This window comes from Oribacterium sp. KHPX15 (genome assembly GCF_900107835.1).
Lineage (GTDB): Bacteria > Bacillota > Clostridia > Lachnospirales > Lachnospiraceae > Oribacterium.
Window position 1 is genome coordinate 50,443 of record NZ_FNRG01000002.1, and the last position, 25,224, is coordinate 75,666.

Sequence of the window (25,224 nt, forward strand, 5' to 3'; positions counted from 1 at the left end):
CAAACGGATATTAATTAAGAAAGGACCTTCACCATGTCGCAGAAATTCAATGCAATTCTTTTAGATCTCGATGGCACACTTGTAAACACTCTCTACAGTCTTCAGGACACTGTGAATAAAGCTCTGGAACGTTTCGGCTTTGACCCGGTAACCCTGGAGCAGACAAAAAAGTACGTAGGCATCGGCAGCCACAAGTTTGTTGAGCGTTCTGTGGAAGCCACCGCCAATCGTCTCTACAGGGAAGCAGAAAAGTGGGAAGAGAAAGACGAGGATAAAGCATTTGACCTTGACCAGCAGGCAGACGAGGTTATGGAGCAGATCGATGATGTTCACGATGCATATATGGAGATATTTAAAGAGAACTGCATATATAAGGCAGAACCGTATCCCGGAATGAGAAAATCTCTTGATGCTTTGAAGGCAAAGGGCTGGAAGGTTGCCTGCATTACAAACAAGCCAATGGCAGAGGCTGTGACAGTTCTTAATCATGCCTTTGGCGAAGGGTATTTTGATTACATTTCAGGTGACGACGGAACCCATCCTTTGAAGCCTGACACAGGTGTAGTGGATGATACATTAAATCACATCGGCTGCAAAAAAGAGGAATGTATTTATGTCGGTGACACCAACACAGATATGGAAACCGCAAAAAGAGCCGGCATTAAGTCCATCGGTTGTCTATACGGATTCCGCGATAAGAAAGAGCTGGAGGAAGCCGGTGCCGATGTGCTGATAAAAAGTGCGGAAGATATCGGAAAGGCAATCGAATACTTTGAAGCTGAATGATTGTGTAAAACCGATTTTACAGAATTTTCACAATTTCGCACTTTTTATGGCGGTTTCATCGGTTGACAATAAAATTTCATAAACCTATAATTAGCAATGCCGAATCAAGAGTGCTAATTTTGTATACACGTGATTCGCTTGCCCGATGATTATGTTAACTCCTTATGAGATTAATCGATCATCTTGATATATAAATGTTATACTGGAAGGAGTAATCATGACAAGTATAGATATCGTTTCCGGTTTCCTTGGAGCCGGCAAGACAACATTTATCCAGAGACTTCTGGATGAAGCATTAAAAACAGAAAAGGTAGTTCTCATCGAGAACGAGTTCGGTGAGATAGGAATCGACAGCGGTTTCCTCAAGGACTCCGGAATTGAGATCCGTGAGATGAATCAGGGCTGTATCTGCTGCTCACTGGTTGGAAACTTCGAGCAGTCTCTTACAGAAGTTGTTAATACTTATAAACCTGACCGTATCATCATCGAGCCATCAGGTGTAGGTAAGCTTTCAGACATCATCGGTGCTGTGAAGTCAGTTTCAGAAAGCCTTGATGTAGAGCTTCACGCAGCAGTTACCGTTGTGGATGCAAAGAAGGCAAAGATGTATTCCAAGAACTTCGGTGAGTTCTTCAACAACCAGATCGAATACGCTGGAACCGTTGTACTTTCAAGAACAGATATCGCTGATGAAGCAAAGGTTGGTGAGGCTGTTTCCATAATAAAGGGAATCAATGAAAGAGCCACTGTTATCACAACTCCTGCAGATAAGCTTACAGGTGAGCAGCTGGTGAACATTATCTCAAAGAAGTATGATCTTGCAGAGGAGATGCTTCAGGATGTAATGGAGCGTGTTCACGAGCATGAAGATCATGAGCACGAAGATGAGCATGATGAGGTCGAGACACTTCCAAACGGCGTTCAGATCCATCACAGCCATTCACACCATCATCATCACCATCATGATCACGATGAACATGAACATGAGCATCATCACCACGATCATGAAGAACATGAACATCATCATGACCATGATGAAGACGAACATGAACACCATCATCATGATGAAGACGAACATGAGCACCACCATCACGAAGATGGCGAAGAGTGCTGCTGCCACCATGACCACGAGGAGCACGAGCATCACCATCATCACGAGGATGGCGAAGAGTGCTGCTGCCACCATGACCACGAGGAGCACGAGCATCACCACCACGATCACGATCATGAGCACGAGCATCACCATGAGGGATGCAGCTGCGGTCATGACCACGATGCAGATGAAATATTTAAGACCTGGGGCGTGGAGACTCCATATCCTTTCGAGAAGGACAAACTTTCCCAGATCCTTGAGGAGATGGCTCACTCAGAGAAGTACGGCAAGGTTGTAAGATGTAAGGGAATGCTTCCTACAAAGGACGGCGAATGGATGTACTTTGACCTCGTTCCGGAGCAGACCGAAATCAGAACCGGCTCACCTGAATATACAGGAAAGGTTGTAGTTATCGGTGCGGATCTCAACGAGCACGAACTCCGTGAAGCTTTTGCAGGAATGTAATATTTGACGACGGTGATTCTCATCACCGTCGATTTATTATATGATGACGTGACAGGTTAAAGTAAAAACCATTTATATCAACAGATAAAAAATTGAAATGGAGACAATATGGCAACAAGTGATAATTATGAATTAAGAGACGATCAGATTCCCGTATTCCTCATTAACGGATTTCTCGAGGCAGGAAAAACTGATTTTTTAAAATTCACCATGGCACAGGAGTACTTTCAGGCACAGGGCACCACACTTTTGCTTCTTTGCGAAGAAGGTGAGTCAGAATTCGATGATGCCACTCTTGAAAAATACAACACAGTTAAGGTTCTTATAGAAAATGAGACTGATTTCAACGAAGAGAACCTGAAGAAGCTTCAGGACAAGTATAATCCTGAGCGTATAATCATTGAGTGGAACGGAATGTGGAACCAGGATGATCTTCTGGACGGCCCCATGTCAGAAACAGCTCTTGCAGAGCAGCAGAACCGCGAGCCGGCTTACGAGCTTTCACTTCCGGAATCCTGGGCAATCTATCAGATAATAACTATCATTGACGGTTCAACCTTTGATCTTTATTTAAACAACATGAAGAGCCTTATCGGTCAGATGCTCCGTTCTGCAGAACTTGCCATTGTGAACCGTTGTGATAATATTCCCAACGAAAAGCTTGTAGACTACCGCCGCAAAATAAGAGCCATGGGACAGAATGCTGTTATAGTCCTTGAGGGCAAAGACGGTGAGATTCCTCAGGATACACTTCCTGAAGATCTTCCCTATGATATCAATGCCTCCTCAATCGATGTTAAACCGGAAGACTATGGAACCTGGTTTATGGATTGCATGGATAACCCGGATCGATATATCGGCAAAGACATTACCTTTACCGGCATGATGCTGAAAAGAAAGAACATGCCTGCTAACGAGTGTGTACCCGGTCGTATGGCAATGACCTGCTGCGCTCAGGACATGACATTCCTTGGATTCGTAACAAAGGGCGATCCTAAAGTTCTTGCTCCTTTCAACACAAGGGACTGGGTCAAGATCACTGCCACTGTAGGTATGGAAGAAAGAGAAGAGTACAGCGGAGAGGGGCCTGTCCTCGAGCTTAAGACTATCGTTCGTACAGGTCCTATCGAGGAGCCTGTGGCATTTTAAACAATTAAATGGTACGAGAAACCGAAGCGGATGGGTGCCGGCCCACTCGATTGGAAGAACAAATAGCCTGACATGTTCGCATCCGATCACACTGACGTGTGTCGGCTACGTACATGTCAGGCTATTTGTTCTTCCAACTCGCAAGCTCGGCACCCATCCGCTTCGGTTTCTCTCACGTTTCATAAATTATTCATCCCTTGTATAACCAATTGTAATATCAAAAAAAAATATCATAAAAACTGTCTTGATATAGCTGTTTCCATGTCCTATAATATAAAAAATAAAACGATTTAAAGCGCTAAAGTATCGGCGCGAATCATCATCTGGAAAAGGGAGAAAAAGTTATGAAAAAAATGACTAAATTGACAGCAGTTTCCATGGCAGCTGTTCTTGCAGCAGCTTCACTCACAGCTTGTGGTTCATCAACAACACCTGTAGCAAGTTCTGCAGCGGAGACTAAAGCTGAAGCCGCAGGCGCAACTGAAGCTGCAAAAGAAGAATCCGCAGCTCCGGCTGATGGTGTAGCATCAGATAAGCAGCTCAAAGTTGGTATCTGCCAGCTTGTTCAGCACAGTGCACTTGATGCAGCTACAAAGGGCTTCATCGACGTCCTTAAGGAAGAGTACGGCGACAATGTATTCATTGACGAGCAGAACGCACAGGGTGATTCAGCTACATGTACAACCATCATCAATGGATTCGTATCCAATGAATATGACCTCATCCTTGCAAATGCAACACCTGCACTTCAGTCAGCCATGAATGCTACTCAGGATATCCCAATCCTTGGTACCTCCGTAACAGATTACGGCACAGCACTTGCGATGGACAACTTTGACGCATCAAAGGGTACAGGCATAAACATTTCCGGAACTTCAGATCTTGCTCCGCTTGATCAGCAGGAAGATATGATCCTTGAGCTCGTTCCTGATGTTAAGAATGTTTCTATCCTTTATTGCTCAGCAGAGGCCAACTCTCAGTACCAGGCATCCCAGATCGAGAAATATCTTGAAGAAGACGGAATCGCTTATAAGGAGTTCACATTCTCGGATTCAAACGATCTTCAGTCAGTAGTTCAGTCAGCTGTTGCAGATTGTGATGCTATGTATATCCCTACCGACAATACAGCAGCTTCCAACATGACTGTTATCAATAACATAGTTCAGCCTGCAGGTATCCCTATCATCTGCGGAGAAGAGAACATGATGAAGTCCGGAGCTCTTGCTACACTTTCCATCAGCTATGAAGATCTGGGACGTGCAACAGGTAAGCAGGCAATCGAAATCCTTTCAAACGGTGCAGACGTTTCTACAATGCCTATCGCTTACGCTGAAGCTACAACAAAGGAATACAACAAGGCTTATGCAGATGCTATCGGTATCACAATTCCTGATTCTTACACAGCAGTAGAGTAATATCTTAAATCTATAGTATCAAATCATATTCAATAAAGATCAGTGCAATATTGTTACATATATTGCACTGAATTATTTTTCATTATGGATAAGGCGCATCGCAATTCTGCGTGTTGCTTTAGAAACATTAAAATCAATTATTCAAGATAACGGAGATTCACTAAATGCAAGCTTATTTTTCTTCACTTAATCCTGTAGCTCTGTGGAATGCAGCTCCGGGTGGTATTGCCCAGGGACTGATCTGGGGCATCATGGCACTGGGTGTCTATATCACCTTCCGTGTCCTTAAATTTGCGGATATGACAGTCGATGGTTCCTTTTCACTTGGAGGAGCTGTTGCAGTTATGCTCATATTAAACGGAGTAGATCCTCAGATAGTTCTCATAGCTTCCTTTTTCTCCGGTATCCTTTCTGGATGCATAACAGGTATCCTTCACACAAAACTCGGTATCCCGGATATTCTGGCAGGAATCCTCACCCAGATATCGCTTTATTCCATAAACCTCAATATAATGGGAAAGGCAAACCAGGCTGTACCTATAAATTCGGTAAGAGTATTCTTTACTTCAAATATCCGTTATCTCGGACAGACTCTGACATTAACACTGGTAGTTGACATATGTATCATCGCCGTTATCTATTGGTTCCTGGGAACAGAGCTTGGAAGCTCCATCCGTGCCACGGGTATAAATCCGAATATGTCCAGAGCCCAGGGTATCGACACAAACAAAATGAAGATCATAGCCCTTATGCTGGGCAACGGTCTCGTAGCTCTTTCAGGCGGTATCCTTTCAGAGTATCAGGGTTTTGCTGATGTTAAGATGGGACAGGGTTCCATCGTTATCGGTCTTGCTGCCGTTATCATCGGTGAAGTTCTTGCCGAAACCCTCGTAGGAAAACGTCTCAATTTTATCATGAGACTCAGCTTCACTGTTATCGGTGCCATCATCTACTACATGGTTTATGTATTCGTTCTGTGGCTTAAGTTCCCTGCTGACGATATGAAGCTTCTTACAGCAATCGTGGTTGCAGCATTCCTTGCAGTACCTTATCTAAAAGAACGCAGCAATAATTCTTTTTCCGGTTTGGCCAAGCGAAACGCAAAGCTTCAGGCTGAATCAGCAAATAACGGTAAGGAGGCAGACTAATGCTGGAAATCAGAAACATTAACAAAACCTTTAATCCCGGTACCATTAACGAAAAGAAGGCTCTCATCGATGTAAGCATTACCCTTAATGACGGGGATTTCTGTACAGTCATAGGCGGTAACGGCGCCGGAAAATCCACAATTATGAATGCTGTTGCCGGCGTATGGCCTCTGGATTCAGGCATGATACTTGTTGACGGAGTTGATGTATCAGGACTTTCAGAGTACCAGCGTGCTCCTTATTTCGGCAGAGTTTTCCAGGACCCTATGACAGGAACCGCAGGCGACATGCAGATCGATGAAAACATGGCCCTTGCCGCAAGAAGAGGTCAGAGGCGCACCCTCCGCTGGGGCGTTACCAAAAAAGAAAGAGAGCAGTATCAGGAGTACCTTAAGGATCTTGATCTTGGACTTGAGGACAGGCTTACAGCAAAGGTAGGACTCCTCTCCGGTGGTCAGAGACAGGCTCTTACACTTATTATGGCCACCATGAAAAAGCCGAAGGTTCTGCTCCTGGACGAGCACACCGCGGCTCTGGATCCCAAGACTGCTTCAAAGGTTCTTGCAGCAACCGACAAGGTTGTAGAAGAACATCACCTTACAACTCTTATGGTTACACACAACATGCGTGATGCCATAGCCCACGGTAACCGTCTCATAATGATGAACGAAGGCAGAGTTGCTCTTGATATTTCAGGTGAAGAGAAGAAAAAACTTACCGTTGAGGATCTCCTTCATAAGTTTGAAGAACTATCCGGCGGAAACTTTGCAAACGACAGAATGCTCCTGTCAAAATAACAAAAACTCTCAGGCTGCAGTAAAACGCTGCAACCTTTTTTAATATATAACCACCGGGGACGATTCTTGCCGGCCCTGTGTGTCAGAATAACTGTCAGTGAAGCATGAAAGATTTTGTGGAGCTATCTATCATAGGAAGGCGCTTCTCAGACGATTCCCGCTATTTAAATCCAACATTAAACTTACACTCTCAATGCATAAATACATGTTCAGCAAAACTTCAGAATTATGCTAAAATATATATGATATAATACATCTCATGCCAATTTTCACAGGAGTATCAATATATGGGAAATCCAAAAATGAATTATGACAGAGAACATACAATGCTTTTTGTTTCGGCAGGAATTCTATGTGTACTGGTCATAGCCATTATCATAGCTCTTATAATGAAGGGACAGAAATCCACACTTTCACAAGATACCGTAATGGCTGTAGAATCAGAGACTGCTGTGGAAGACATCGCCTCTGCCGGTGAAAGTCAGCCCGTAAAGTCAACTCTATCAGAAATTCAGGTATTCACCAAGGCCATCCAGATGGAGGCCATCAACAATTCAATTGCACAATATGCGGATCTCGGAATCGTAACCTGCGACAGCTATATCAATTTCCGCAGTGCCCCTGACCAGAATGACCTTACCAATATCATGGGCATGCTTGCCAATGGTTCTGCTGTTGACGTAGTGGAAGCAGCCCCCGAAAATGCTTCCGGCTGGATGCATATAAGATCCGGCGGTATGGACGGATATGTTGCTTCTGCCTATATAGTAACAGGAGAGGATGCAAAAACTCTTGCAGGAAGCCTTATTAAACCAAGAGCCACCGTTGTTACTGACAAACTGCGTATACGTTCAACTCCTGAAATAGCAGATGGAAACACCATCGGTTCTGCAGCAAAAGGAGAGAAGTACGAGGTTCTTGGGAGAGTAAATGAAGACTGGATCATGATTTCCTCGGACAATATCGATAATTTTGACATAGCCTATATGTCTGCGTCCCCTGAGAATGTTTCCCTTGGTTTTGGTCTTGATGAAGCAAAGTCCCTGAATCTTAAGCAGAAGGTTCTCAACATGTATGATAATCTCGGTGTTTCACTGGCTTCCGATTACATCAATGTGCGTTCCTCACCTGAAGAAAAAGGCATTGACAACATAATCGGAAAATTCCCGGGATACGGAGGCTGCAACATCCTCGGGGAAGAAAACGGCTGGTATCATATAAAGTCAGGTTCCGTAGAAGGTTATGTTCGTGCAGACCTTCTTGCCACAGGCCAGACTGCCCAGGATCTTGCCGTGCAGAATGCTCACGTTATGGCCATCATCAATACACAGTCACTTAATGTACGATCTCAGGCATCAACAGATTCCGAAGCCTGGACGCAGGTAACCAGCGGACAGCGCTATGACGTAGTAAATCAGATGGATGGATGGGTAGAACTTGATCTCGGTGACGGTGATGACAGTGACTCATCACAGGGATCCTTCGTATCAACCCGTGACAACAATGTTTCCGTAAGATACGCACTTCAGGAAGCCATCGAGTATTACCCTGCAGTAGAAGCTGCCAACGCTGCAGCAGCCTTCAGAAACAAGATCGTGAACTACGCCTGCCAGTTCGTCGGAAACCCTTACGTTTGGGGTGGAACCTCCCTCACACACGGAGCCGATTGCTCAGGCTTTGTACAGTCGGTTCTCAAAAATTTCGGAATATATGTACCAAGAGTATCCCGTGACCAGGCAGGAGCCGGCGTAAAAGTAAGCAGTGACAACATGAAACCCGGCGACCTCGTATTCTATGCAAACCGCAGCGGAACCATAAACCACGTCGGTATGTACATCGGAAACGGCCAGGTTGTAAACGCAGCCTCCCGCCGCTCCGGCATCCGCATCTACCGCTGGAACTACCGCACCCCGGTCGCAATACGAAACGTAATAGGCGATTAATTCAAATCTACAAAAAGGGTAGCACCTCGGTGCTACCCTTTTTTACTTCTTGATTCAGTTATATATTAAGCCAAAACGTGAGAGAAACCGAAGCGGTGGGTGCCAAGGCTTGCGAGACCTATCAGCGTTTCGTAAGAAATGCTGATGCCCCCAGGCGGCGAGGCTGTTTCGGCGTAAGCCGAAATCAAACGAAAATGCCTGCGCGTAGCGCATTTAAATGGCATTTTCTCCTTGTATCGAGTGGGCCGGCGCCCGCCGCTTCGGTTTCTCGTCCCATTTCACTACATAAGCGCATTCCTGAACTCAAGCCCATTAAAGTTGTAGTAGTGCGTCGGCCTACCCTGTCTTACGGACCTGTCATGCTCACCATTCTCACTCAGACTGATGATGTGAAGATCCAGAAGCTTCGCCAAAATACGACTTGCAGATCTGGGAGTTATCCCAAGAATGGAAGATAACTCATGTGAACTGATAATCTGCCTCTCATCCTGCTCAAACATACTGATGAGCTTAAGGATATTCGTTTCGTTGATACCATTATCCCTGGCAAAATTTAGCGCCTTTTCATTGGAATAATTATACATAAGCTGAGTATCCGAACTCAAAGGTCCCGTTACTTTACCTTCCTCACCAACAAAAAATGCATCGTTTCTGCCATATCTGTTGGCCTCCATCAAAGCATGTTCGGAAAAATATCTTGAACGCTCCTTTGACGAGCTGACACCGGCACCTATTCTGAAAGCAAATCCAAGCTCCTTCTTCATTTTTAGAAGAATAGGGCGGAGCTTCTCAACTTCAAATGTCCCTGCCTCCATCTGTGCATGAATCTCAAACTGATTAAATCCCTGAGTAATGCTGAAATGTATGTGATTCTCCTTACGGTGATCAACAAGCATCTTATACAAGGTAGCCTCACGGTATTCCTGTTCCTCCTGGTCTATATCCTCACCAAAAGGTAAACGGATAAGAATGCTTAACTCATCCTTCTGATCAAACTGATTAAGCTTTAACTCCTTAAGTGCCGTTCTAATGGACTTGACTATCATATCCTCCGAAGGAAAAACAGCAACATAAGGAATGTGAAGTTCATCCAGTCTTTTAAGATTATTGATGGAACGGGAGAGTATATAATCTATCTTGCCATCGTCCCAAAGTTTTTTGGCATAAGCTGTAAGATGCTTATAATCATAATGAGTATCTTCATAAAAAAATGGGCATTCATCTTTTTTTATATATTGACTCACTCCCATATAATTATTTGTAGGAGTCAGGAAATCACAATAAATCCTGTTTAATTTAGTTCCGGGATGCTCATTTTTGAACTGAAGAAGTATCGATAATACATCTATAGGCTCGTAAGCTGTAAAAGTACAGGGTATTCTTATGTCCGGGAATTTATTTTTTATATAATGATAACCAAGCTCTCCGGAGAAAAATATTACGTCGCATTTTCCTTTACAGTCCTGATATATTTCATCTATATCAGTAAGCTTCTTATATATATACTTGAAAAACTGACATCCAAAATCATGTTCTGAAATAACCTTGTCCACAGGTTCCAGTGAATGATCCGGACTGACTATAGCAACATTGATCATGATATTACTCCTGTATTTTGAGACTTGTATTTTTATGTCTTTAAACATAGGGTATCACCGAGTGTTTTTAAAGTCAAACAAAACATATTTTTTACAGGCAAAAACCGCCTTATTTCAATGCTTAGGAAAGAACTGTCATGAACAAATCAGAACATAAGTTTTAAGGATATGGATTTTATTCATCAGATGGTCTATAATGTAGTAGTTATGTTTTGCATTTATTAAGGTGGGGTAAAATGGGTAGACCAAAAGGCAGTAAAAATAAAGCAAAAAAAAGAACGACAACAAGCAGTCGTTCAAAGAAAACTACATATGACGCACCGATGATGAGTGACGAAGTCGCCATTATCATTACATTTGCAATATCAGCATTTCTGTTTTTATCCAATTTAGGACTTTGTGGACCTATAGGAGCTTTCCTAAGAGGTGTTCAGCTTGGTCTCTTTGGAATTGTCGGATTTATTTTTCCTATAGTTTTAAGCTTTGTGGTGGTTTTTATACTCTCCAATCTGGATAATCCTTATGCCACATTCCGGATGACAACAGCTCTTTTCATGCTTATATTTATATCGGCTTTTCTGCAGCTTGCCTTCGGGGAAGTTGCTCAAATGGGACTTGCAGATTTTTATAAACTGGGTGCCGAAAAGGGCACCGGAGGAGGAGCCATAGGCGGTGCTCTCGCCATGGTTCTTTATTCTGTGACAGGAAAGGTTGGAGCTATACTCATTCTTCTTGTGGCTTGTTTCATTTGTCTTATTTATATTACCGGTAAACCACTTGCAAGGATACTTGCAGAGGGATCAGGAAAAGCTGCTATTATGGCAAGAGACAGAGCAAAAGAAAACTGGAACGATGTTGCAACCTCTGCCCGCATTCGGAGAGAAGAAAGACGACTTGCAAGGGAAGCACAGCAGCGTGAGCTTGCGCAGAAGCGTATAGACTTTGCCCTTACGGGAACAGATGATTCGCCTGCCGTAGCCTTAGGATCCCCGACAAACGTAATAAACCATACAGGTATGCAGGTTGAAGAACCTTTGGCATTGGCTTCAAACAATGCTGCTCCTGTGCATAATTACGATTTTGACATAGCACCTTCACGAGATGCCAATCATGTATCAGAACCGGATCTTTATGCCGAACCTTTTGCAGAGGTAGATGCCGCACTTGATGCAGCTTTCGAGCGTCATGCAAAACCGGAAAGCAAAGCTTCGTCTCTTTCCTCTCAGGGCACAGACGCCGGAACATCTTCATATAGAGACAATCTGTTTAACGATGTACGGGTTCCACACAGTGCCGTTGAACCTTCTACAGGCATAGAAGTCACAGAAGTTACTGATGAGCTTTATGATGAAAGCTCATCCTTTGCCCGGGATACAAATGATTATTCTCAGTTTTCCGACATTGATAATACAGCTGAAGCCGCATATGAAGATAATGTCTCAGAAAATGATATTTCATCCTTTGACAATATGGACGAAAAAGATCCTCAGGAGAATTTCCTTGATGACGACGGCATCTCCATGTCATCTGACGGTAAAGCCACTATTTCAAGAGGCGACATGGAACAGGGCAGAAGACGTATCGTCACCTCAAACGGTCAGATAATAGATGCTGATGTTGAGCCTGTATCCAAAAAGATAGAGACTCAGCTTGAAAGAGAGAAACGTGAAAACACTCCTACTGCTCTTGACAACGCAAAAGTAGAGCAGGAGATCAAAAAGAAAAAGCCTCCGAAGCCTTATATCATCCCACCACTCAGCCTTTTGAAGAGCGGTGGTGCACAGGACTCCGACTCAAGGGAAGAAATCCGTCAGAACGCAGTAGTTCTTCAGGAGACTTTGAAAAGCTTTGGTATCAATGTAAAGATCACCAATATTTCAGTGGGACCGGCTGTAACTCGTTACGAGCTTCAGCCTGAGATCGGTGTCAAGGTTTCAAAGATCGTTTCCCTCACCAATGATATCAAGATGGCACTTGCAGCAGTTGACATCCGTATAGAAGCTCCTATCCCCGGAAAATCCGCAGTTGGAATCGAGGTTCCGAACAAACATAGTTCCATGGTTTATCTGGGAGATGTTTTCAGGAGCCAGGAGTTCATGGATGCAAAGTCAAGGATAGCCTTCGGTGTTGGTAAAGACATTGCCGGAAAGACCATTGTCACCGATATAGCAAAGATGCCTCACCTCCTGATCGCAGGATCCACAGGTTCGGGAAAATCGGTTTGTATCAACACCCTCATTATGTCCATGCTTTTTAAGTACAAGCCTGAAGAGCTTCGGATGATCATGGTAGACCCCAAGGTGGTTGAGTTAAGTGTATACAACGGCATCCCTCACCTCCTTATTCCTGTAGTCACTGACCCTAAAAAGGCTGCAGCTGCCCTTAACTGGGCCGTAGCCGAAATGACTGACAGATATAAGAAGTTTGCGGAAAGCGGATCAAGAGACCTTAAGGGCTACAACGAGAAAATCGAAAGAGTCATTAATGACCCTGAGGTTCCAGAGGATCAGAAGCCCGAAAAGCTGCCTCAGATTGTAATCATCATCGACGAGCTTGCCGACCTTATGATGGTATCAAGTCAGGAGGTGGAAGATTCCATCTGTCGTATAGCACAGCTTGCCCGTGCAGCCGGAATGCATCTGGTTATCGCTACCCAGCGTCCTACAGTAGATGTCATCACCGGTCTTATCAAGGCCAATGTTCCTAGCCGTATAGCTTTTGCAGTTTCTTCCGGAACCGATTCCCGTACCATCATTGATATGAATGGTGCCGAAAAGCTTCTCGGAAAGGGAGATATGCTGTTCTTCCCTCAGGGCATCCCCAAGCCGGTTCGTGTTCAGGGTGCCTTTGTGTCCGACCAGGAAGTCGGGGCCGTTACGGATTTCATCAAAAAGACTATGGGTGACATACAATACAGCGAAGACATTCAGGCTCAGGTACAGTCAGGAGGCGGTGCTGCCGGTGCCGGCAGTTCCCAGAGTGACCTGGATGATCTTTTCTTTGAAGCCGGTCAGCTCATTATCGAATCCGAGAAAGCATCCATCGGTATGCTTCAGCGGAAATTCCGTATAGGCTTTAACCGTGCTGCAAGAATCATGGATCAGCTGGCAGAGGCCAATGTGGTTGGGCCTGAGGAAGGCACAAAACCCAGAAAGATTCTTATGAGTCTTGATGAATTTAATGCTCTGAATTCTTAGGATACATTCCTTTGAAGATATTTTTGTTGTCTGATTTATACCAGGGAGAAAGAGGTACAAAATGAAGTCTGATATCGAAATCGCACAGGAAGCCGTTATGGAACGTATTACCGACGTCGCTGCCAGATACCAAATTGAGGCAGACGATCTCGAGCAATACGGAAAGTACAAAGCAAAGCTCAGCAATGAACTTTGGGACAAATTAAAGGACCGTCCAAACGGAAAACTGGTTCTGGTTACTGCCATCAATCCAACACCTGCCGGAGAAGGAAAGACCACAACATCCATAGGTCTAACTGACGCGTTAAACTATGTTGGCAAAAAAGCAGTAGTAGCCTTGAGAGAGCCTTCACTCGGACCTTGTTTCGGTATAAAGGGTGGAGCTGCCGGCGGCGGATATGCCCAGGTGGTTCCTATGGAGGATCTCAATCTTCACTTTACAGGTGATTTCCATGCCATAACCAGTGCAAACAACCTTCTTGCCGCACTTCTTGACAATCATATCCAACAGGGCAACGAACTCAGGATCGACCTTAAGAGCATTAACTGGAAGCGCTGCGAGGATATGAATGACCGTCAGCTCAGAAACATTGTCATCGGAATGGGAAGAAAGACTGATGGCGTAGTAAGAGAAGACCACTTTGTCATCACCGTTGCATCCGAGATAATGGCTATACTCTGCCTTGCAGATGACATGGATGACCTCAAAGCCCGTCTTGCACGTATAATAGTTGCTTATGATGTTGACGGAAATCCTGTGACTGCCGATATGCTTCATGCCACAGGTTCAATGGCAGCACTCCTTAAAGATGCCATAAAGCCAAACATCATCCAGACCCTTGAGCACAATATGGCCATCGTTCATGGCGGACCTTTTGCCAATATTGCTCACGGCTGCAACTCCGTACAGGCAACACGTTTTGCCCTTAAGCTCGGTGATATCGCCGTTACTGAAGCCGGATTCGGTGCAGATCTCGGTGCAGAGAAATTTTTTGATATCAAGTGCCAGATGGCAGGATTCAAACCTGATGCCGTTGTTCTCGTAGCAACAGTAAGAGCCCTTAAGTATAACGGCGGAGTTCCGAAGGCAGAGCTTTCCACAGAAAATCTCGATGCATTAAGAAAGGGTATCGTAAATCTCGAAAAGCATATAGAAAACCTTCAGACCTATGGCGTTCCCGTAGTTGTTGCCATAAATCAGTTTGCATCCGACACAGACGCAGAGCTTAACTTCATAGAAGATTTCTGCCGTAACAAAGGTGCTGATTTTGCTCTTTCCAAGGTTCATGGCGAAGGCGGAAAGGGCGGTGTTGAACTTGCCAATGCAGTTATCAGGACACTGGAGACTAAGGAATCCAATTTCGCACCTGTTCAGAATCTTTCAGAATCACTTTATGACAAGATCAATTCAGTAGCCATCAACATCTATGGCGCTGACGGTGTGGATTTCGAGCCTAAGGCAAAGAAAGCTCTTGATAAACTCACAGAGCTCGGCTTCGGAAATGTACCTGTATGTATGGCAAAGACCCAGTACAGTCTCAGTGATGACCCAAAGAAGCTTGGCAGACCTTCAAACTTCCGTATCACCGTGAGAGAGGCTTATGTATCTGCCGGAGCAGGTTTCATAGTATGCCTCACAGGAGATATCATGACTATGCCGGGACTTCCCAAAAAGCCGGCCGCCTTTGATATCGACGTGGTTGACGGAAAGATCGTAGGATTGTTCTGAGGATATTTATTCGACTCATGAAATATAAGATCAGGGTGCATCTAACCGGTGTTCCCCTGATCACAACCAATGTTTTAAGAAAAGAGATGAATTATATGGCTAAATTAGCAGAATGGCTTTCAGATATATCTTTTGATACCTTAAAGGGAAACCCGGCCGGATCCGTTGTAGAAGAGGTAGTATTCGACTCCAGAAAAGCTGCACCTAAGACAGTATTTGTATGCATGAAGGGTGCCAATGTTGATTCCCACAAGTATATCCCTGATGTAATCTCCAAAGGTTGCATCGCAATTGTAGTGGAAGAGAATCTCTCCGAAGCCGGTATCGATGAAACCGCCCTCAATAAGGATATCACTATAGTTAAAGTTGAAAATTCCAGAGAGGCCCTTGCAAAACTCAGTGCAGCCCGCTTCGGTCATCCGTCAGAGGAGCTTACTGTCATCGCCATTACAGGCACCAAGGGAAAAACCACAACAGCACATATGATACATCAGATCCTGGAGTCAGCCGGTAAAAAAGCCGGCTGCATCGGAACTACCGGTGTGGAGTATTGCGGAAAACATATACCTACAAAAAACACTACTCCTGAGTCCTATGACCTCCAGCATTATTTCAGGGATATGGTGGATGAGGGATGCAGTTATGTGGTTATGGAGGCTTCTTCGCAGGCCTTCAAGCTCCACAGAGTGGATGCCATCACCTTTGATTTCGGCATATTCACAAACATTGAGCCCGATCACATCGGCCCTAATGAACATGAGGATTTCGAAGAATATAAATTCTTCAAGAGCTGTATATTTAAGCAGTCCAAAACCGGCATCGTAAACCTTGATGCAGATTACGCAACGGAGTTTATAGAAAATGCCCCTTGCAAGATTTACACCTATTCTCTGGAAAAACCGGCTGATTTCACAGCAGATGGTATAAAGCCTATAAATGACCATGAATTTGTCGGTGTTGAGTTCCAGGTTCAGGGCCACACAGATCTTTCGGTACGCCTCGACATGCCCGGAAAATATAATGTTTCCAATGCTATGGCCGCCATTTCCTGTCTTTCCCTTGCCGGCATTGAAAAGAAATCCATTCTTCATGCTCTAAGCCGCGTAAAGGTTGACGGCAGAACAGAAGTGGCATTTAAAAACAAAGATATGTCGGTACTTGTTGACTATGCCCACAATGAGATGGCCATGGAAAACCTTCTGGTCACACTCAGGGAATATGCTCCAAAAAGACTTGTTGTCCTTTTTGGCTGCGGAGGAAACCGTGCAAAGGACAGACGTTACGGCATGGGCAAGGCTGCAGCCAAATATGCTGACTTAAGCATTCTTACTGCTGACAACTCCCGTTTTGAAGAAACGGAGGACATCATCAATGATATTAAGTCAACATTGGTTCCTGCAGGAGGCAAATACGTTGAGATCCCTGACAGAAGAGAGGCCATTGAATATGCCATGACTCATGCAGAGCCGGGTGACATGATAGCAGTTATCGGAAAGGGCCATGAGGACTATCAGGAGGTAAAGGGTGTACGTACACATTTCCTTGACCGTGAGGTTATAGCCGAGACTGCCGTAAAATTTAACCTTTGATCAAAAGCACAGATTCATGTCTCCATGCATGATCATTGAAAATTATTCATTAAAAAATATACAACCGGGTATCTCAAACCCGATAAACTATTCTAAGAAGGACACTTTATGATTACCGCAGATAAAAGTTTTGGTTTTACAGATGATGACATAGAGGAGATAGTACTTGACTCCCGAAAACAAATGAACCATGCATTGTTCGTTCCCATCATCGGCGAACGCAGTGACGGACATGACTATATCGATATGGCCATAAAAAACGGTGCAGTTGCCGTTTTGAGTTCGAGAGATATCTCCCCTCTGAAGGAAAAATATCCGGATGTCAGGTTTTATCAGGTAAATGATACAAAAGAAGCCCTTCAGGAGATAGGTTATATGGAGCGCCTTAAGTTCCATGGCACGGTTATAGGTGTAACAGGTTCCGTAGGAAAAACCACCACCAGAACCATGATAGCCACAGCACTCAGTGCCGGAAAAAAGGTATTTCAGACCGCCGGCAATGCAAACTCCCAGGTTGGAGTTCCTATTACAATGTTCCAGATGGCCCGCTCAGGAGCAGATATTGCGGTTATCGAGCTTGGAATGTCCGAGCCGGGAGAGATGACAAGAATCGCTCAGATCGCCTGTGTGGATGCCGCAGTCATTACCAATATAGGTATCGCACATATAGAGCAGCTTAAAACCCAGGAGAACATTCTCCGGGAGAAGCTTCATATCCTTGACGGTACACCTGATGGTGGTATCCTTTATGTCAATGCGGACGATCCTATTTTAAGCAAACTCACCCCGGACATTATCCATGACTTCGGAATAGCAAAGGATATCAGTCTCACCATAAGACAATACTCAAAGGATGACTATCCTCTGACACTTTCCGTCAAGGGTGATCACATGCTTCAGAATGCTTCGGCAGCCATGCATATAGCGGAATTTGCCGGCGTAGATACGGAAGGGGCAAAGGATAAACTCATGTCCTTCACCGGAGTCACAGGTCGCGGAGAAACCTTTAAAACCAAAGACGGCGTCACAATCATCGACGATGCTTACAATGCATCACCTGTTTCCATGAAAGCAGGTCTTGACACCTTATCACAGCTTGAAGGAAACCGGAAGATCGCAGTTCTGGCAGATATGCTTGAACTCGGAGAGAATACTTTGGATTATCACCGAGAGGTCGGTGTATACCTTGCTACTCTTCCTATTGATGTAGTATTTCTTTACGGTGAAAAAGCCGCATCTATAGGTTCCGGAATCAACGCAGCCTTTGATGCCCCCGATATTTCACTTGGTGACAGCGATATCAGGAACAGAGCCGAAAAAAAGCCAACCATAGAATATTTCAATGATTTTTCAGAGCTTAAAAATACTATACAAGCCATTGCAAAGGATCAGGATGTGATACTTTTCAAGGGTTCCAACAGTATGAAGCTTACTGAGATCGTTAAAGCCTTTAAACAGGATATTGTATAAATGTACGCAAAGATCATAGTAGACATTACAAACGAAGCTCTGGACAGAGCTTATACATATCGAATACCTGAAGGAATGAAGGTACACGCCGGGGATAGAGTTTCTATCCCCTTTGGTGTTTCTAATGCCCAAAAAACAGGCTATGTCATAGGTCTTACAGATACCGTGGATTACGATCCCTCCCGGGTGAAAGATATCAAAGAGGTTCTGAGTAACGCGATATCCGTTAAGGAACAGCTCATAAGTCTTGCCTCCTGGATGTCAACCGAATACGGAACAACTCTTATCCAGTGTCTGAAAACCGTACTTCCGGTAAAACGCGCCGTACGAAAGAATTCCCGCCGTATAGATCCTCTTTTAAGGTATCAGGATGAAAAGGATGATTACCATGAGCTGAATCCCGAACAAAAGGCCGCTGCCGATACTGTGATCGATGGCTTCAGGAAGTGCCGGAACACTTCAGAATCCGCTGCGGAATCAGCTGAAGAATCCATCCCGGACTCCGAAAGTCTCAGTGGCACCTGCACAAAGGATGTACCCCGGTATCTTCTTCATGGAATAACCGGTTCAGGAAAAACCGAAGTATACCTTCATGTAATGGAGGAAGTCATAAGGTCCGGCTATAAAGTCATCATGCTCATACCTGAAATCTCCCTCACATACCAGACTGTTATAAGAGTCTCTACCAGATTTAAGGGCCGTGTGGCGATACTGAATTCACGCATGAGCATGGGAGAACGTTACGAACAGTATATGAAATGTGAGAAAGGGGAAGTAGACATACTGGTGGGTCCCCGTTCAGCCATATTCGCTCCCTTTGACAGGCTTGGCATCATAATCATGGACGAAGAGCACGAAGGTGCCTACAAATCAGAAACAGCGCCCAGATACGAAACCCGGGAGGTTGCCTGGCAAAGAGCAAAATTGAGCCAATGTCCCGTTTTGTACGGTTCCGCCACCCCTTCTGTACATATATACACAGAAGCCCTGAAGGGAAGCATCACTCTTCTTGAACTTCACAGAAGAGCAAGACTGGGCTCAAATCTCGCCGAAACCGAGATAATAGACTTACGAACCGAACTTGAAAACGGAAACCGCAGTGTCTTTTCAGAAAGACTATATGAGCTCATGAAGGAAAAGCTTTCAGCCCATCAGCAGATCATGCTTTTCATGAACCGGAGAGGATACAGCAGTTTTGTATCCTGCAGAAGCTGCGGAAAAGCCATTAAATGCCCTCACTGCGATGTTTCCCTGACTCTTCACAGGGATGGGATACTTCGATGCCACTATTGCGGTTATGAAACACCGCTTATGAAAAAATGCCCCGGCTGCGGAAGCCCTTATCTTGCACCCTTTGGCTTCGGAACCGAAAAACTTGAAAGCCTTGTGAAAAAGACATTCCCCGAAGCCGTTGTGATCCGAATGGACGCAGACACAACCAAAAACAAGGGCGGTCACGAAAGACTGCTGGAACAGTTCAGGAATCATAAGGCAGACATACTTATAGGCACCCAGATGATCGTAAAGGGACACGACTTCCCGGATGTAACCCTTGTAGGTCTCATAGCCGCAGATTTAAGTCTTTCGGCACCTGATTTCCGGTCTTCCGAAAGAACCTTTCAGCTCATCACCCAGGCGGCGGGAAGAGCAGGCAGGGCAGGCGGTCCCGGTAATGTCATTATCCAGACCTATCAACCGGATCACTACGCTATAGCTCTTACACTCACTCAGAATTATAAGCTGTTTTACGAAAAAGAAATCGGCTTCCGTAAACTAATGGGATATCCGCCTTTGGAATACCTCATGACCATACAGCTCTTATCGAAGGACGAAGAAATGCTTTCACTTATCAGCAGTTCAGTGTCTGAGCTGTTTAAGCCGGAGTGTTCCGAAAAAAAAGCAGAGTTTATCGGTCCCCTGGAGGCAAGCGTATATAAGGTGAATGACATATACCGAAAAATCGTGTATATTAAACATCCCGGACATGATATAATCATACAGTTAAGGGACAGATTCACTGCACTTGTCCGGGAAAAAGACAAGCGTGGATTTGTTATGCTTAACTATGACCTTCAGTAAATCCCATGTGCCGGAGGTTTACGGTTAAATCCACCTGACCCGCGGCCTGTGATAAAGAAACTATATTTTCAGAATGGAGTAAAAAATGGCTTTAAGAACAATCAGAGTAATCGGCGACCCAATCCTTGAAAAGGAATGCAAGCCTTTAAAAAATATTTCCGACCGTACAAAGGAGCTTATCATGGATATGTTTGAAACCATGTATGATGCCAATGGTGTCGGACTCGCAGCTCCACAGGTTGGTATACTTCGCCAGCTTTTTGTTGTTGATATCGGAGATGGCAAACGTTACGTATGCATCAATCCTACAGTAACCGCCATAGGAGAAGAGTGCCAGACCGGAGAGGAAGGATGTCTTTCAGTACCGGGTAAGGAAGGTGTTGTAACACGTCCTCTTAAGGTACATGTAAAGGCCTATGACATTAACATGGAGGAATATGAGTTTGATGCAGAGGGTCTCCTTGCCCGTGCCATGGCTCATGAGAACGATCATCTCCACGGAATCCTTTATACCGAAAAGGTCGAAGGTGAACTGGAGGATGTAACATACGAGAATCTGGAAGAGTACGAGGACGAAGAATAAATGTAACAAAAAAACGGCTTATACTTAGGAGGTAGTCTTTTGAAAGTCATATTTATGGGTACACCTGATTTTGCGGTTTCCACACTGGAAGCATTATACAAAGCAGGACATGAGATAAGCCTTGTGGTGACGCAGCCGGACCGTCCGAAAGGCCGCCACGGAGAAGCGCAAAAAAGTGACGTGAGAATCGCCGCAGAAAGTCATTCGATCCCGGTCATTACACCTTTAAAAATACGAAATGACGAGGAGGCCAGAAAGCTTCTAAAGGATCTCTCACCGGATGTTATAGTTGTAACCGCCTTCGGTCAGATACTCCCACAGGATATCCTCGACATCCCAAAGTATGGCTGCGTCAATGTTCATGCGTCACTGCTTCCAAAGTACCGTGGAGCTGCACCTATCCAGTGGGCAGTCCTTAACGGCGATCGGGAGACCGGTGTCACCACCATGCAGATGGATGCCGGGCTTGATACAGGTGACATTCTTCTCACCAGAAAAATAGCTCTGGATCCCAAGGAAACCGGCGGAAGTCTTTTTGATAAACTGGCTGTTCTCGGTAGTGAACTCATTGTAGAAACCCTTGATAAGATTGCTGACGGAAGCATTACCCGCACTCCCCAGGATCATGATGCTGCGACTAAGGTAGGCATGTTCACCAAGTCCTTCGGTCTCATCGACTGGTCCGGGCCGGCAGCAACTATAGAGAGGAAGATCCGCGGACTTAACCCATGGCCATCAGCCTACACTTTCCTTTCCGGAAAGCAGCTGAAGCTCTGGGATGGAGATGTTGTTTCCAAAGAATACTTTGATGCAGGAGCATTTGAAGAAGCAGCAGTATTGACTTCAGACAGGACTCCGGAGAATTCCGATAAATCTACGGAGGGACGTCTTTTCACAGACCATAAGAAAAATCTCATTGCCGTCTGTGGAGAAGATTTCCTGAAAATCAATGAACTTCAACTTGAAGGCAAAAAACGTATGACAGCCGCTGATTTTCTGAAGGGCTATCGTTTTTAATAACAGGAGGTGATCACTATGTATTATCCAATGTTTTACGACCCGACTTATATCCTTGTTTTGATAGGTGTGGTTCTCAGCATGATCGCGAGCCACAATGTACAATCAACCTTTGAAAAGTATTCACATGTACAGGCTTTTTCCGGGCTTACCGGAGCACAGGCCGCAAAGATGATACTCGAAAGAAACGGTATCAACAATGTCAGAGTCCAGGGCATTGCCGGAAATCTCACCGATAACTATGTACCAAGTCAGAAAGTACTGAATCTCAGTCAGTCAACTATAAACAGCACCTCCATCGCTGCCATCGGTGTGGCTGCACATGAGTGCGGACACGCTATCCAGGATGCGAAAGGCTATTATCCACTGGTACTTACGAGAACCATCTCTCCCTTATGTGCCATTGCTTCTAAGCTGTCTATTCCGCTGATATTATTCGGATTCATCATAAGTATGACTTCACTTATACAGATTGGCATAATCGCCTTTGCAGTTGCCATATCTATCCAGCTTCTGACTTTACCCGTGGAGTTTGATGCTTCCAGAAGAGCTGTTCAGACTCTGGCAGAGTACGGTATGGTGAATGACAACGAGCTTAACGGCATCAAGGCCGTTCTCAAGGCTGCCGCATTAACCTATGTTGCGGCTGCCGCATCTTCAGTTCTGCAGCTTTTACGTTTAGTTTTACTCACACAAGGAAGAGGAAGACGAAGAAGATAGGACGTCTATGGAAAATAAAAAGCCATTTAAAAAACACTTTAATAAAACTTCCCGCCCGTATACACACACCGGAAAGCCTCAGGAAAAGACCGCAGTTACACCGCGGTCTATTGCGATTTATAGCCTGAATAAAATCCTGGAGGAAAAACTGTTTTCCCATATCGTTCTGAGAGAGCAGCTCCAAAAATACACCAATCTCACAGAACGCGACCGCAATTTCATTACACGTCTCGTTGAGGGAACTCTGGAGTATACCGTCCAGATTGATTTCATTTTGAACAGGCATAGTAAAACTCATACCAAGAATATGGATCCTCTGATAAGGACCGTCCTTCGTATGTCCTCATACCAGATTTTATATATGGACAGAGTCCCTGACAGTGCAGCTATTAACGAGGCGGTCAGCTTCATTAAATCACAAAGTGACAAAAAAATATCCTTTCTGTCAGGCTTTGTTAATGGAGTCCTCCGCACCATATCAAGAGAAAAGGAAACTATATTTGCTGACCTCGCCCATACCGGAAAGACACCTGCCTATATTCGACTGAGCACACCTTTATGGCTTTATGATTATCTCAGGGTAATGTACGGAAGAGAAACCACAGAGCAGATGCTTGACTGGTTTTTAAAGGGTTCAAAAAAGAACTATGTACGTTTTAAGGACGGACACTCTGAGATCATGGATGGTAATATCTCAAAAACAAAGCTCTTTAAGAGCGGCGACATAACTGTCCAGGACTATGCTTCACAGCAGGTCGGAATAGAAGCCGATCCTCATGCAGGAGATCTGGTGGTGGACGTTTGCGCCGCTCCCGGCGGAAAGAGCTGTCATATAGCCGAGCTCCTTCAGGGAACAGGTCATGTTGACGCAAGAGACCTTACAGAAGATAAGATCACACTTATCAACGAAAACATTGAAAGGCTTTCCCTTGAAAATATTTCCGCAAAGGTGTTTGACGCAAGAATACAGGATCCTTCACTTCTGGACGAATCCGGTAATGGAAAAGCAGACATCGTACTGGCGGATCTTCCATGTTCCGGACTTGGAATCATGGGCAAAAAGCCGGACATCCGTTTCAATACTTCATTAAACAGCATAAAGGAACTCCAGTCACTTCAACGAGAGATCCTTACAACCGTTATAAACTATGTTAAACCCGGCGGAAAGCTTATATATTCTACCTGCACACTCAGCAAAGAGGAGAATGAGGACAACAGGGATTTCATACTTTCCCTTCCGGGATTCACTTTAGAAAAGGAAAAGAAGTTCCTTCCGGGGGAACCTTCTGATGGCTTTTACCTTTGTGTGTTCAGGAAGGTCTGACAGACCGGAGTTTTTTACCCGGAATCACGGGAAAGCGCCAGCATCCGAACAGAAATAACCGGATTTATCAAAATGAAAAATATACGAGACTTTGAAATAAAGGAATTAACAGAATTAATAGAAAGCATGGGGGAGAAGTCCTTTCGCGCAACACAGCTTTATCAATGGCTTCACGTGAAGCTTGCTGACGGTTTCGACGAAATGACCAATCTCCCGAAGTCTCTCCGGGAAAAACTTTCAGAAGACTACTATGCCACACTGCCGGAGACCGTTGAGGTTCTCACCTCTCAGATCGATGAAACCAAAAAATTCATAAACCGCATGAAAGACGGTCATGTGATCGAGTCAGTCTGGATGAAATACCAGCATGGCAATTCAGTATGTATCTCCAGCCAGGTAGGCTGCCGCATGGGCTGCAAATTCTGTGCTTCAACCCTGGATGGCCTTGCCCGAAATCTCACATCCGGTGAAATGCTCGGCCAGGTTTACCGGATGGAAAAAGACACCGGAGAAAGGGTAGACAATATTGTCATCATGGGTTCCGGAGAACCTTTGGACAACTATGAAGAATTTACCCGTTTCATCCGTATGATCTCAGATAAAAACGGGCTCAATATTTCCCGCAGAAATATAACCGTATCCACCTGCGGCATTGTTCCACGAATAAGGGAACTCGCAGATGAAAATTACGGAATCACTCTGGCCCTGAGCCTTCATGCGCCAAATGACGAAACCCGTAAAACCCTTATGCCTATAGCCAATAAATACTCTCTGTCGGAGATAATGCCTGCTATAGAGTATTATTTCGAAAAAACCGGACGTCGTGTAACATTTGAGTATTCCGTAGTTGAAGGTGTCAATGACAACAAAAACGAGGCGCAGCAGCTTGTCCGCCTTATACATGGCATGAAACAGAAGGGCAGGCTCCAGTGTCATGTGAACCTCATTCCTGTAAATCCCATTAAGGAAAGAGACTGGAAACGTCCGGACCGCAGCAAGATCGAAGCATTTCAGCATATCCTGGAAAAGAACGGCATCGCAGCCACCATACGCAGGGAAATGGGCTCTGATATCTCCGGTTCCTGCGGACAATTAAGAAGAGATTACCTATTTAAGGAGTAG

General features: G+C 44.8%; 18 protein-coding genes. 17 read left to right on the forward strand and 1 reads right to left on the reverse strand.

Going from position 1 to position 25,224, the window contains the following annotated elements; genetic code table 11:
- Positions 1-33: 33 nt before the first annotated feature.
- The 7 genes from BLV86_RS01630 to BLV86_RS01660 all read left to right on the forward strand — a co-directional run bounded on the left by BLV86_RS01630 (position 34) and on the right by BLV86_RS01660 (position 8,796).
- On the forward strand, positions 34-786 hold the full coding sequence (locus tag BLV86_RS01630; RefSeq protein WP_090814907.1) for an HAD family hydrolase: 753 nt from the start codon (positions 34-36) through the stop codon (positions 784-786).
- A 217-nt stretch (positions 787-1,003) separates the two neighbouring features.
- A complete protein-coding gene (locus tag BLV86_RS01635; RefSeq protein ID WP_090814908.1) occupies positions 1,004-2,344 on the forward strand; it encodes a GTP-binding protein in 1,341 nt (446 codons plus the stop codon).
- Between the two features lie 108 nt (positions 2,345-2,452).
- Positions 2,453-3,493, forward strand: coding sequence for a TIGR03943 family putative permease subunit (locus BLV86_RS01640; protein ID WP_090814909.1), 1,041 nt, complete (start codon positions 2,453-2,455; stop codon positions 3,491-3,493).
- 344 nt (positions 3,494-3,837) lie between these two features.
- On the forward strand, positions 3,838-4,908 hold the full coding sequence (locus BLV86_RS01645) for an ABC transporter substrate-binding protein (protein WP_090814910.1): 1,071 nt from the start codon (positions 3,838-3,840) through the stop codon (positions 4,906-4,908).
- A 164-nt stretch (positions 4,909-5,072) separates the two neighbouring features.
- Positions 5,073-6,056 carry an ABC transporter permease gene (locus tag BLV86_RS01650; protein WP_031548549.1) on the forward strand — a complete coding sequence of 328 codons (984 nt, stop codon included), beginning with the start codon at positions 5,073-5,075 and terminating at the stop codon, positions 6,054-6,056.
- A complete protein-coding gene (locus tag BLV86_RS01655) occupies positions 6,056-6,853 on the forward strand; it encodes an ABC transporter ATP-binding protein (RefSeq protein ID WP_031548547.1) in 798 nt (265 codons plus the stop codon). The genes BLV86_RS01650 and BLV86_RS01655 overlap by 1 nt, the downstream gene beginning before the upstream one ends.
- A 287-nt stretch (positions 6,854-7,140) precedes the next feature.
- Entirely contained in the window at positions 7,141-8,796 is a 1,656-nt protein-coding gene (locus BLV86_RS01660) for a C40 family peptidase (protein ID WP_242873210.1), read from the forward strand.
- Positions 8,797-9,077: 281 nt separating this feature from the next.
- Here the strand turns inward: BLV86_RS01660 and BLV86_RS01665 are convergent, their stop codons facing one another.
- A complete protein-coding gene (locus tag BLV86_RS01665) occupies positions 9,078-10,394 on the reverse strand; it encodes a cyclic nucleotide-binding domain-containing protein (protein ID WP_031548542.1) in 1,317 nt (438 codons plus the stop codon).
- A 236-nt stretch (positions 10,395-10,630) separates the two neighbouring features.
- Between BLV86_RS01665 and BLV86_RS01670 the strand changes: the two genes are divergently transcribed.
- From BLV86_RS01670 to rlmN, 10 genes are all read left to right on the forward strand, one after another.
- Positions 10,631-13,591 carry an FtsK/SpoIIIE family DNA translocase gene (locus BLV86_RS01670; protein ID WP_090814911.1) on the forward strand — a complete coding sequence of 987 codons (2,961 nt, stop codon included), beginning with the start codon at positions 10,631-10,633 and terminating at the stop codon, positions 13,589-13,591.
- A 61-nt stretch (positions 13,592-13,652) separates the two neighbouring features.
- On the forward strand, positions 13,653-15,320 hold the full coding sequence (locus BLV86_RS01675) for a formate--tetrahydrofolate ligase (protein WP_031548538.1): 1,668 nt from the start codon (positions 13,653-13,655) through the stop codon (positions 15,318-15,320).
- Positions 15,321-15,415: 95 nt separating this feature from the next.
- Positions 15,416-16,909 (forward strand): UDP-N-acetylmuramoyl-L-alanyl-D-glutamate--2,6-diaminopimelate ligase, encoded by a 1,494-nt coding sequence (locus BLV86_RS01680; protein WP_090815017.1) that lies wholly within the window; start codon positions 15,416-15,418, stop codon positions 16,907-16,909.
- Between the two features lie 108 nt (positions 16,910-17,017).
- Complete coding sequence (locus BLV86_RS01685; protein ID WP_090814912.1) at positions 17,018-18,379, forward strand: UDP-N-acetylmuramoyl-tripeptide--D-alanyl-D-alanine ligase; 1,362 nt, start codon at positions 17,018-17,020, stop codon at positions 18,377-18,379.
- Positions 18,380-20,458: a replication restart helicase PriA gene (priA, locus tag BLV86_RS01690; RefSeq protein ID WP_090814913.1), complete on the forward strand. Its 2,079-nt coding sequence runs from the start codon at positions 18,380-18,382 to the stop codon at positions 20,456-20,458.
- Positions 20,459-20,543: 85 nt separating this feature from the next.
- A complete protein-coding gene (def, locus tag BLV86_RS01695) occupies positions 20,544-21,041 on the forward strand; it encodes a peptide deformylase (protein WP_031548531.1) in 498 nt (165 codons plus the stop codon).
- A gap of 39 nt (positions 21,042-21,080) precedes the next feature.
- Complete coding sequence (gene fmt / locus BLV86_RS01700; RefSeq protein WP_090814914.1) at positions 21,081-22,058, forward strand: methionyl-tRNA formyltransferase; 978 nt, start codon at positions 21,081-21,083, stop codon at positions 22,056-22,058.
- Positions 22,059-22,076: 18 nt separating this feature from the next.
- Positions 22,077-22,778, forward strand: a complete 702-nt coding sequence (locus BLV86_RS01705) for a zinc metallopeptidase (RefSeq protein WP_031548527.1) — start codon at positions 22,077-22,079, stop codon at positions 22,776-22,778.
- A 7-nt stretch (positions 22,779-22,785) separates the two neighbouring features.
- Entirely contained in the window at positions 22,786-24,102 is a 1,317-nt protein-coding gene (locus BLV86_RS01710; protein WP_090814915.1) for a transcription antitermination factor NusB, read from the forward strand.
- Positions 24,103-24,174: 72 nt separating this feature from the next.
- Positions 24,175-25,224: a dual-specificity RNA methyltransferase RlmN gene (gene rlmN, locus BLV86_RS01715; RefSeq protein WP_090814916.1), complete on the forward strand. Its 1,050-nt coding sequence runs from the start codon at positions 24,175-24,177 to the stop codon at positions 25,222-25,224.

Excerpts from the sequence above, each read along its gene's own strand:
- BLV86_RS01630 (WP_090814907.1), top strand. The coding sequence starts at position 34 with ATGTCGCAGAAATTCAATGCAATTCTTTTAGATCTCGATGGCACACTT.
- BLV86_RS01635 (WP_090814908.1), top strand. The coding sequence starts at position 1,004 with ATGACAAGTATAGATATCGTTTCCGGTTTCCTTGGAGCCGGCAAGACA.
- BLV86_RS01640 (WP_090814909.1), top strand. The coding sequence starts at position 2,453 with ATGGCAACAAGTGATAATTATGAATTAAGAGACGATCAGATTCCCGTA.
- BLV86_RS01645 (WP_090814910.1), top strand. The coding sequence starts at position 3,838 with ATGAAAAAAATGACTAAATTGACAGCAGTTTCCATGGCAGCTGTTCTT.
- BLV86_RS01650 (WP_031548549.1), top strand. The coding sequence starts at position 5,073 with ATGCAAGCTTATTTTTCTTCACTTAATCCTGTAGCTCTGTGGAATGCA.
- BLV86_RS01655 (WP_031548547.1), top strand. The coding sequence starts at position 6,056 with ATGCTGGAAATCAGAAACATTAACAAAACCTTTAATCCCGGTACCATT.
- BLV86_RS01660 (WP_242873210.1), top strand. The coding sequence starts at position 7,141 with ATGGGAAATCCAAAAATGAATTATGACAGAGAACATACAATGCTTTTT.
- BLV86_RS01665 (WP_031548542.1), bottom strand. The coding sequence starts at position 10,394 with ATGATCAATGTTGCTATAGTCAGTCCGGATCATTCACTGGAACCTGTG.
- BLV86_RS01670 (WP_090814911.1), top strand. The coding sequence starts at position 10,631 with ATGGGTAGACCAAAAGGCAGTAAAAATAAAGCAAAAAAAAGAACGACA.
- BLV86_RS01675 (WP_031548538.1), top strand. The coding sequence starts at position 13,653 with ATGAAGTCTGATATCGAAATCGCACAGGAAGCCGTTATGGAACGTATT.
- BLV86_RS01680 (WP_090815017.1), top strand. The coding sequence starts at position 15,416 with ATGGCTAAATTAGCAGAATGGCTTTCAGATATATCTTTTGATACCTTA.
- BLV86_RS01685 (WP_090814912.1), top strand. The coding sequence starts at position 17,018 with ATGATTACCGCAGATAAAAGTTTTGGTTTTACAGATGATGACATAGAG.
- priA (WP_090814913.1), top strand. The coding sequence starts at position 18,380 with ATGTACGCAAAGATCATAGTAGACATTACAAACGAAGCTCTGGACAGA.
- def (WP_031548531.1), top strand. The coding sequence starts at position 20,544 with ATGGCTTTAAGAACAATCAGAGTAATCGGCGACCCAATCCTTGAAAAG.
- BLV86_RS01705 (WP_031548527.1), top strand. The coding sequence starts at position 22,077 with ATGTATTATCCAATGTTTTACGACCCGACTTATATCCTTGTTTTGATA.
- BLV86_RS01710 (WP_090814915.1), top strand. The coding sequence starts at position 22,786 with ATGGAAAATAAAAAGCCATTTAAAAAACACTTTAATAAAACTTCCCGC.
- rlmN (WP_090814916.1), top strand. The coding sequence starts at position 24,175 with ATGAAAAATATACGAGACTTTGAAATAAAGGAATTAACAGAATTAATA.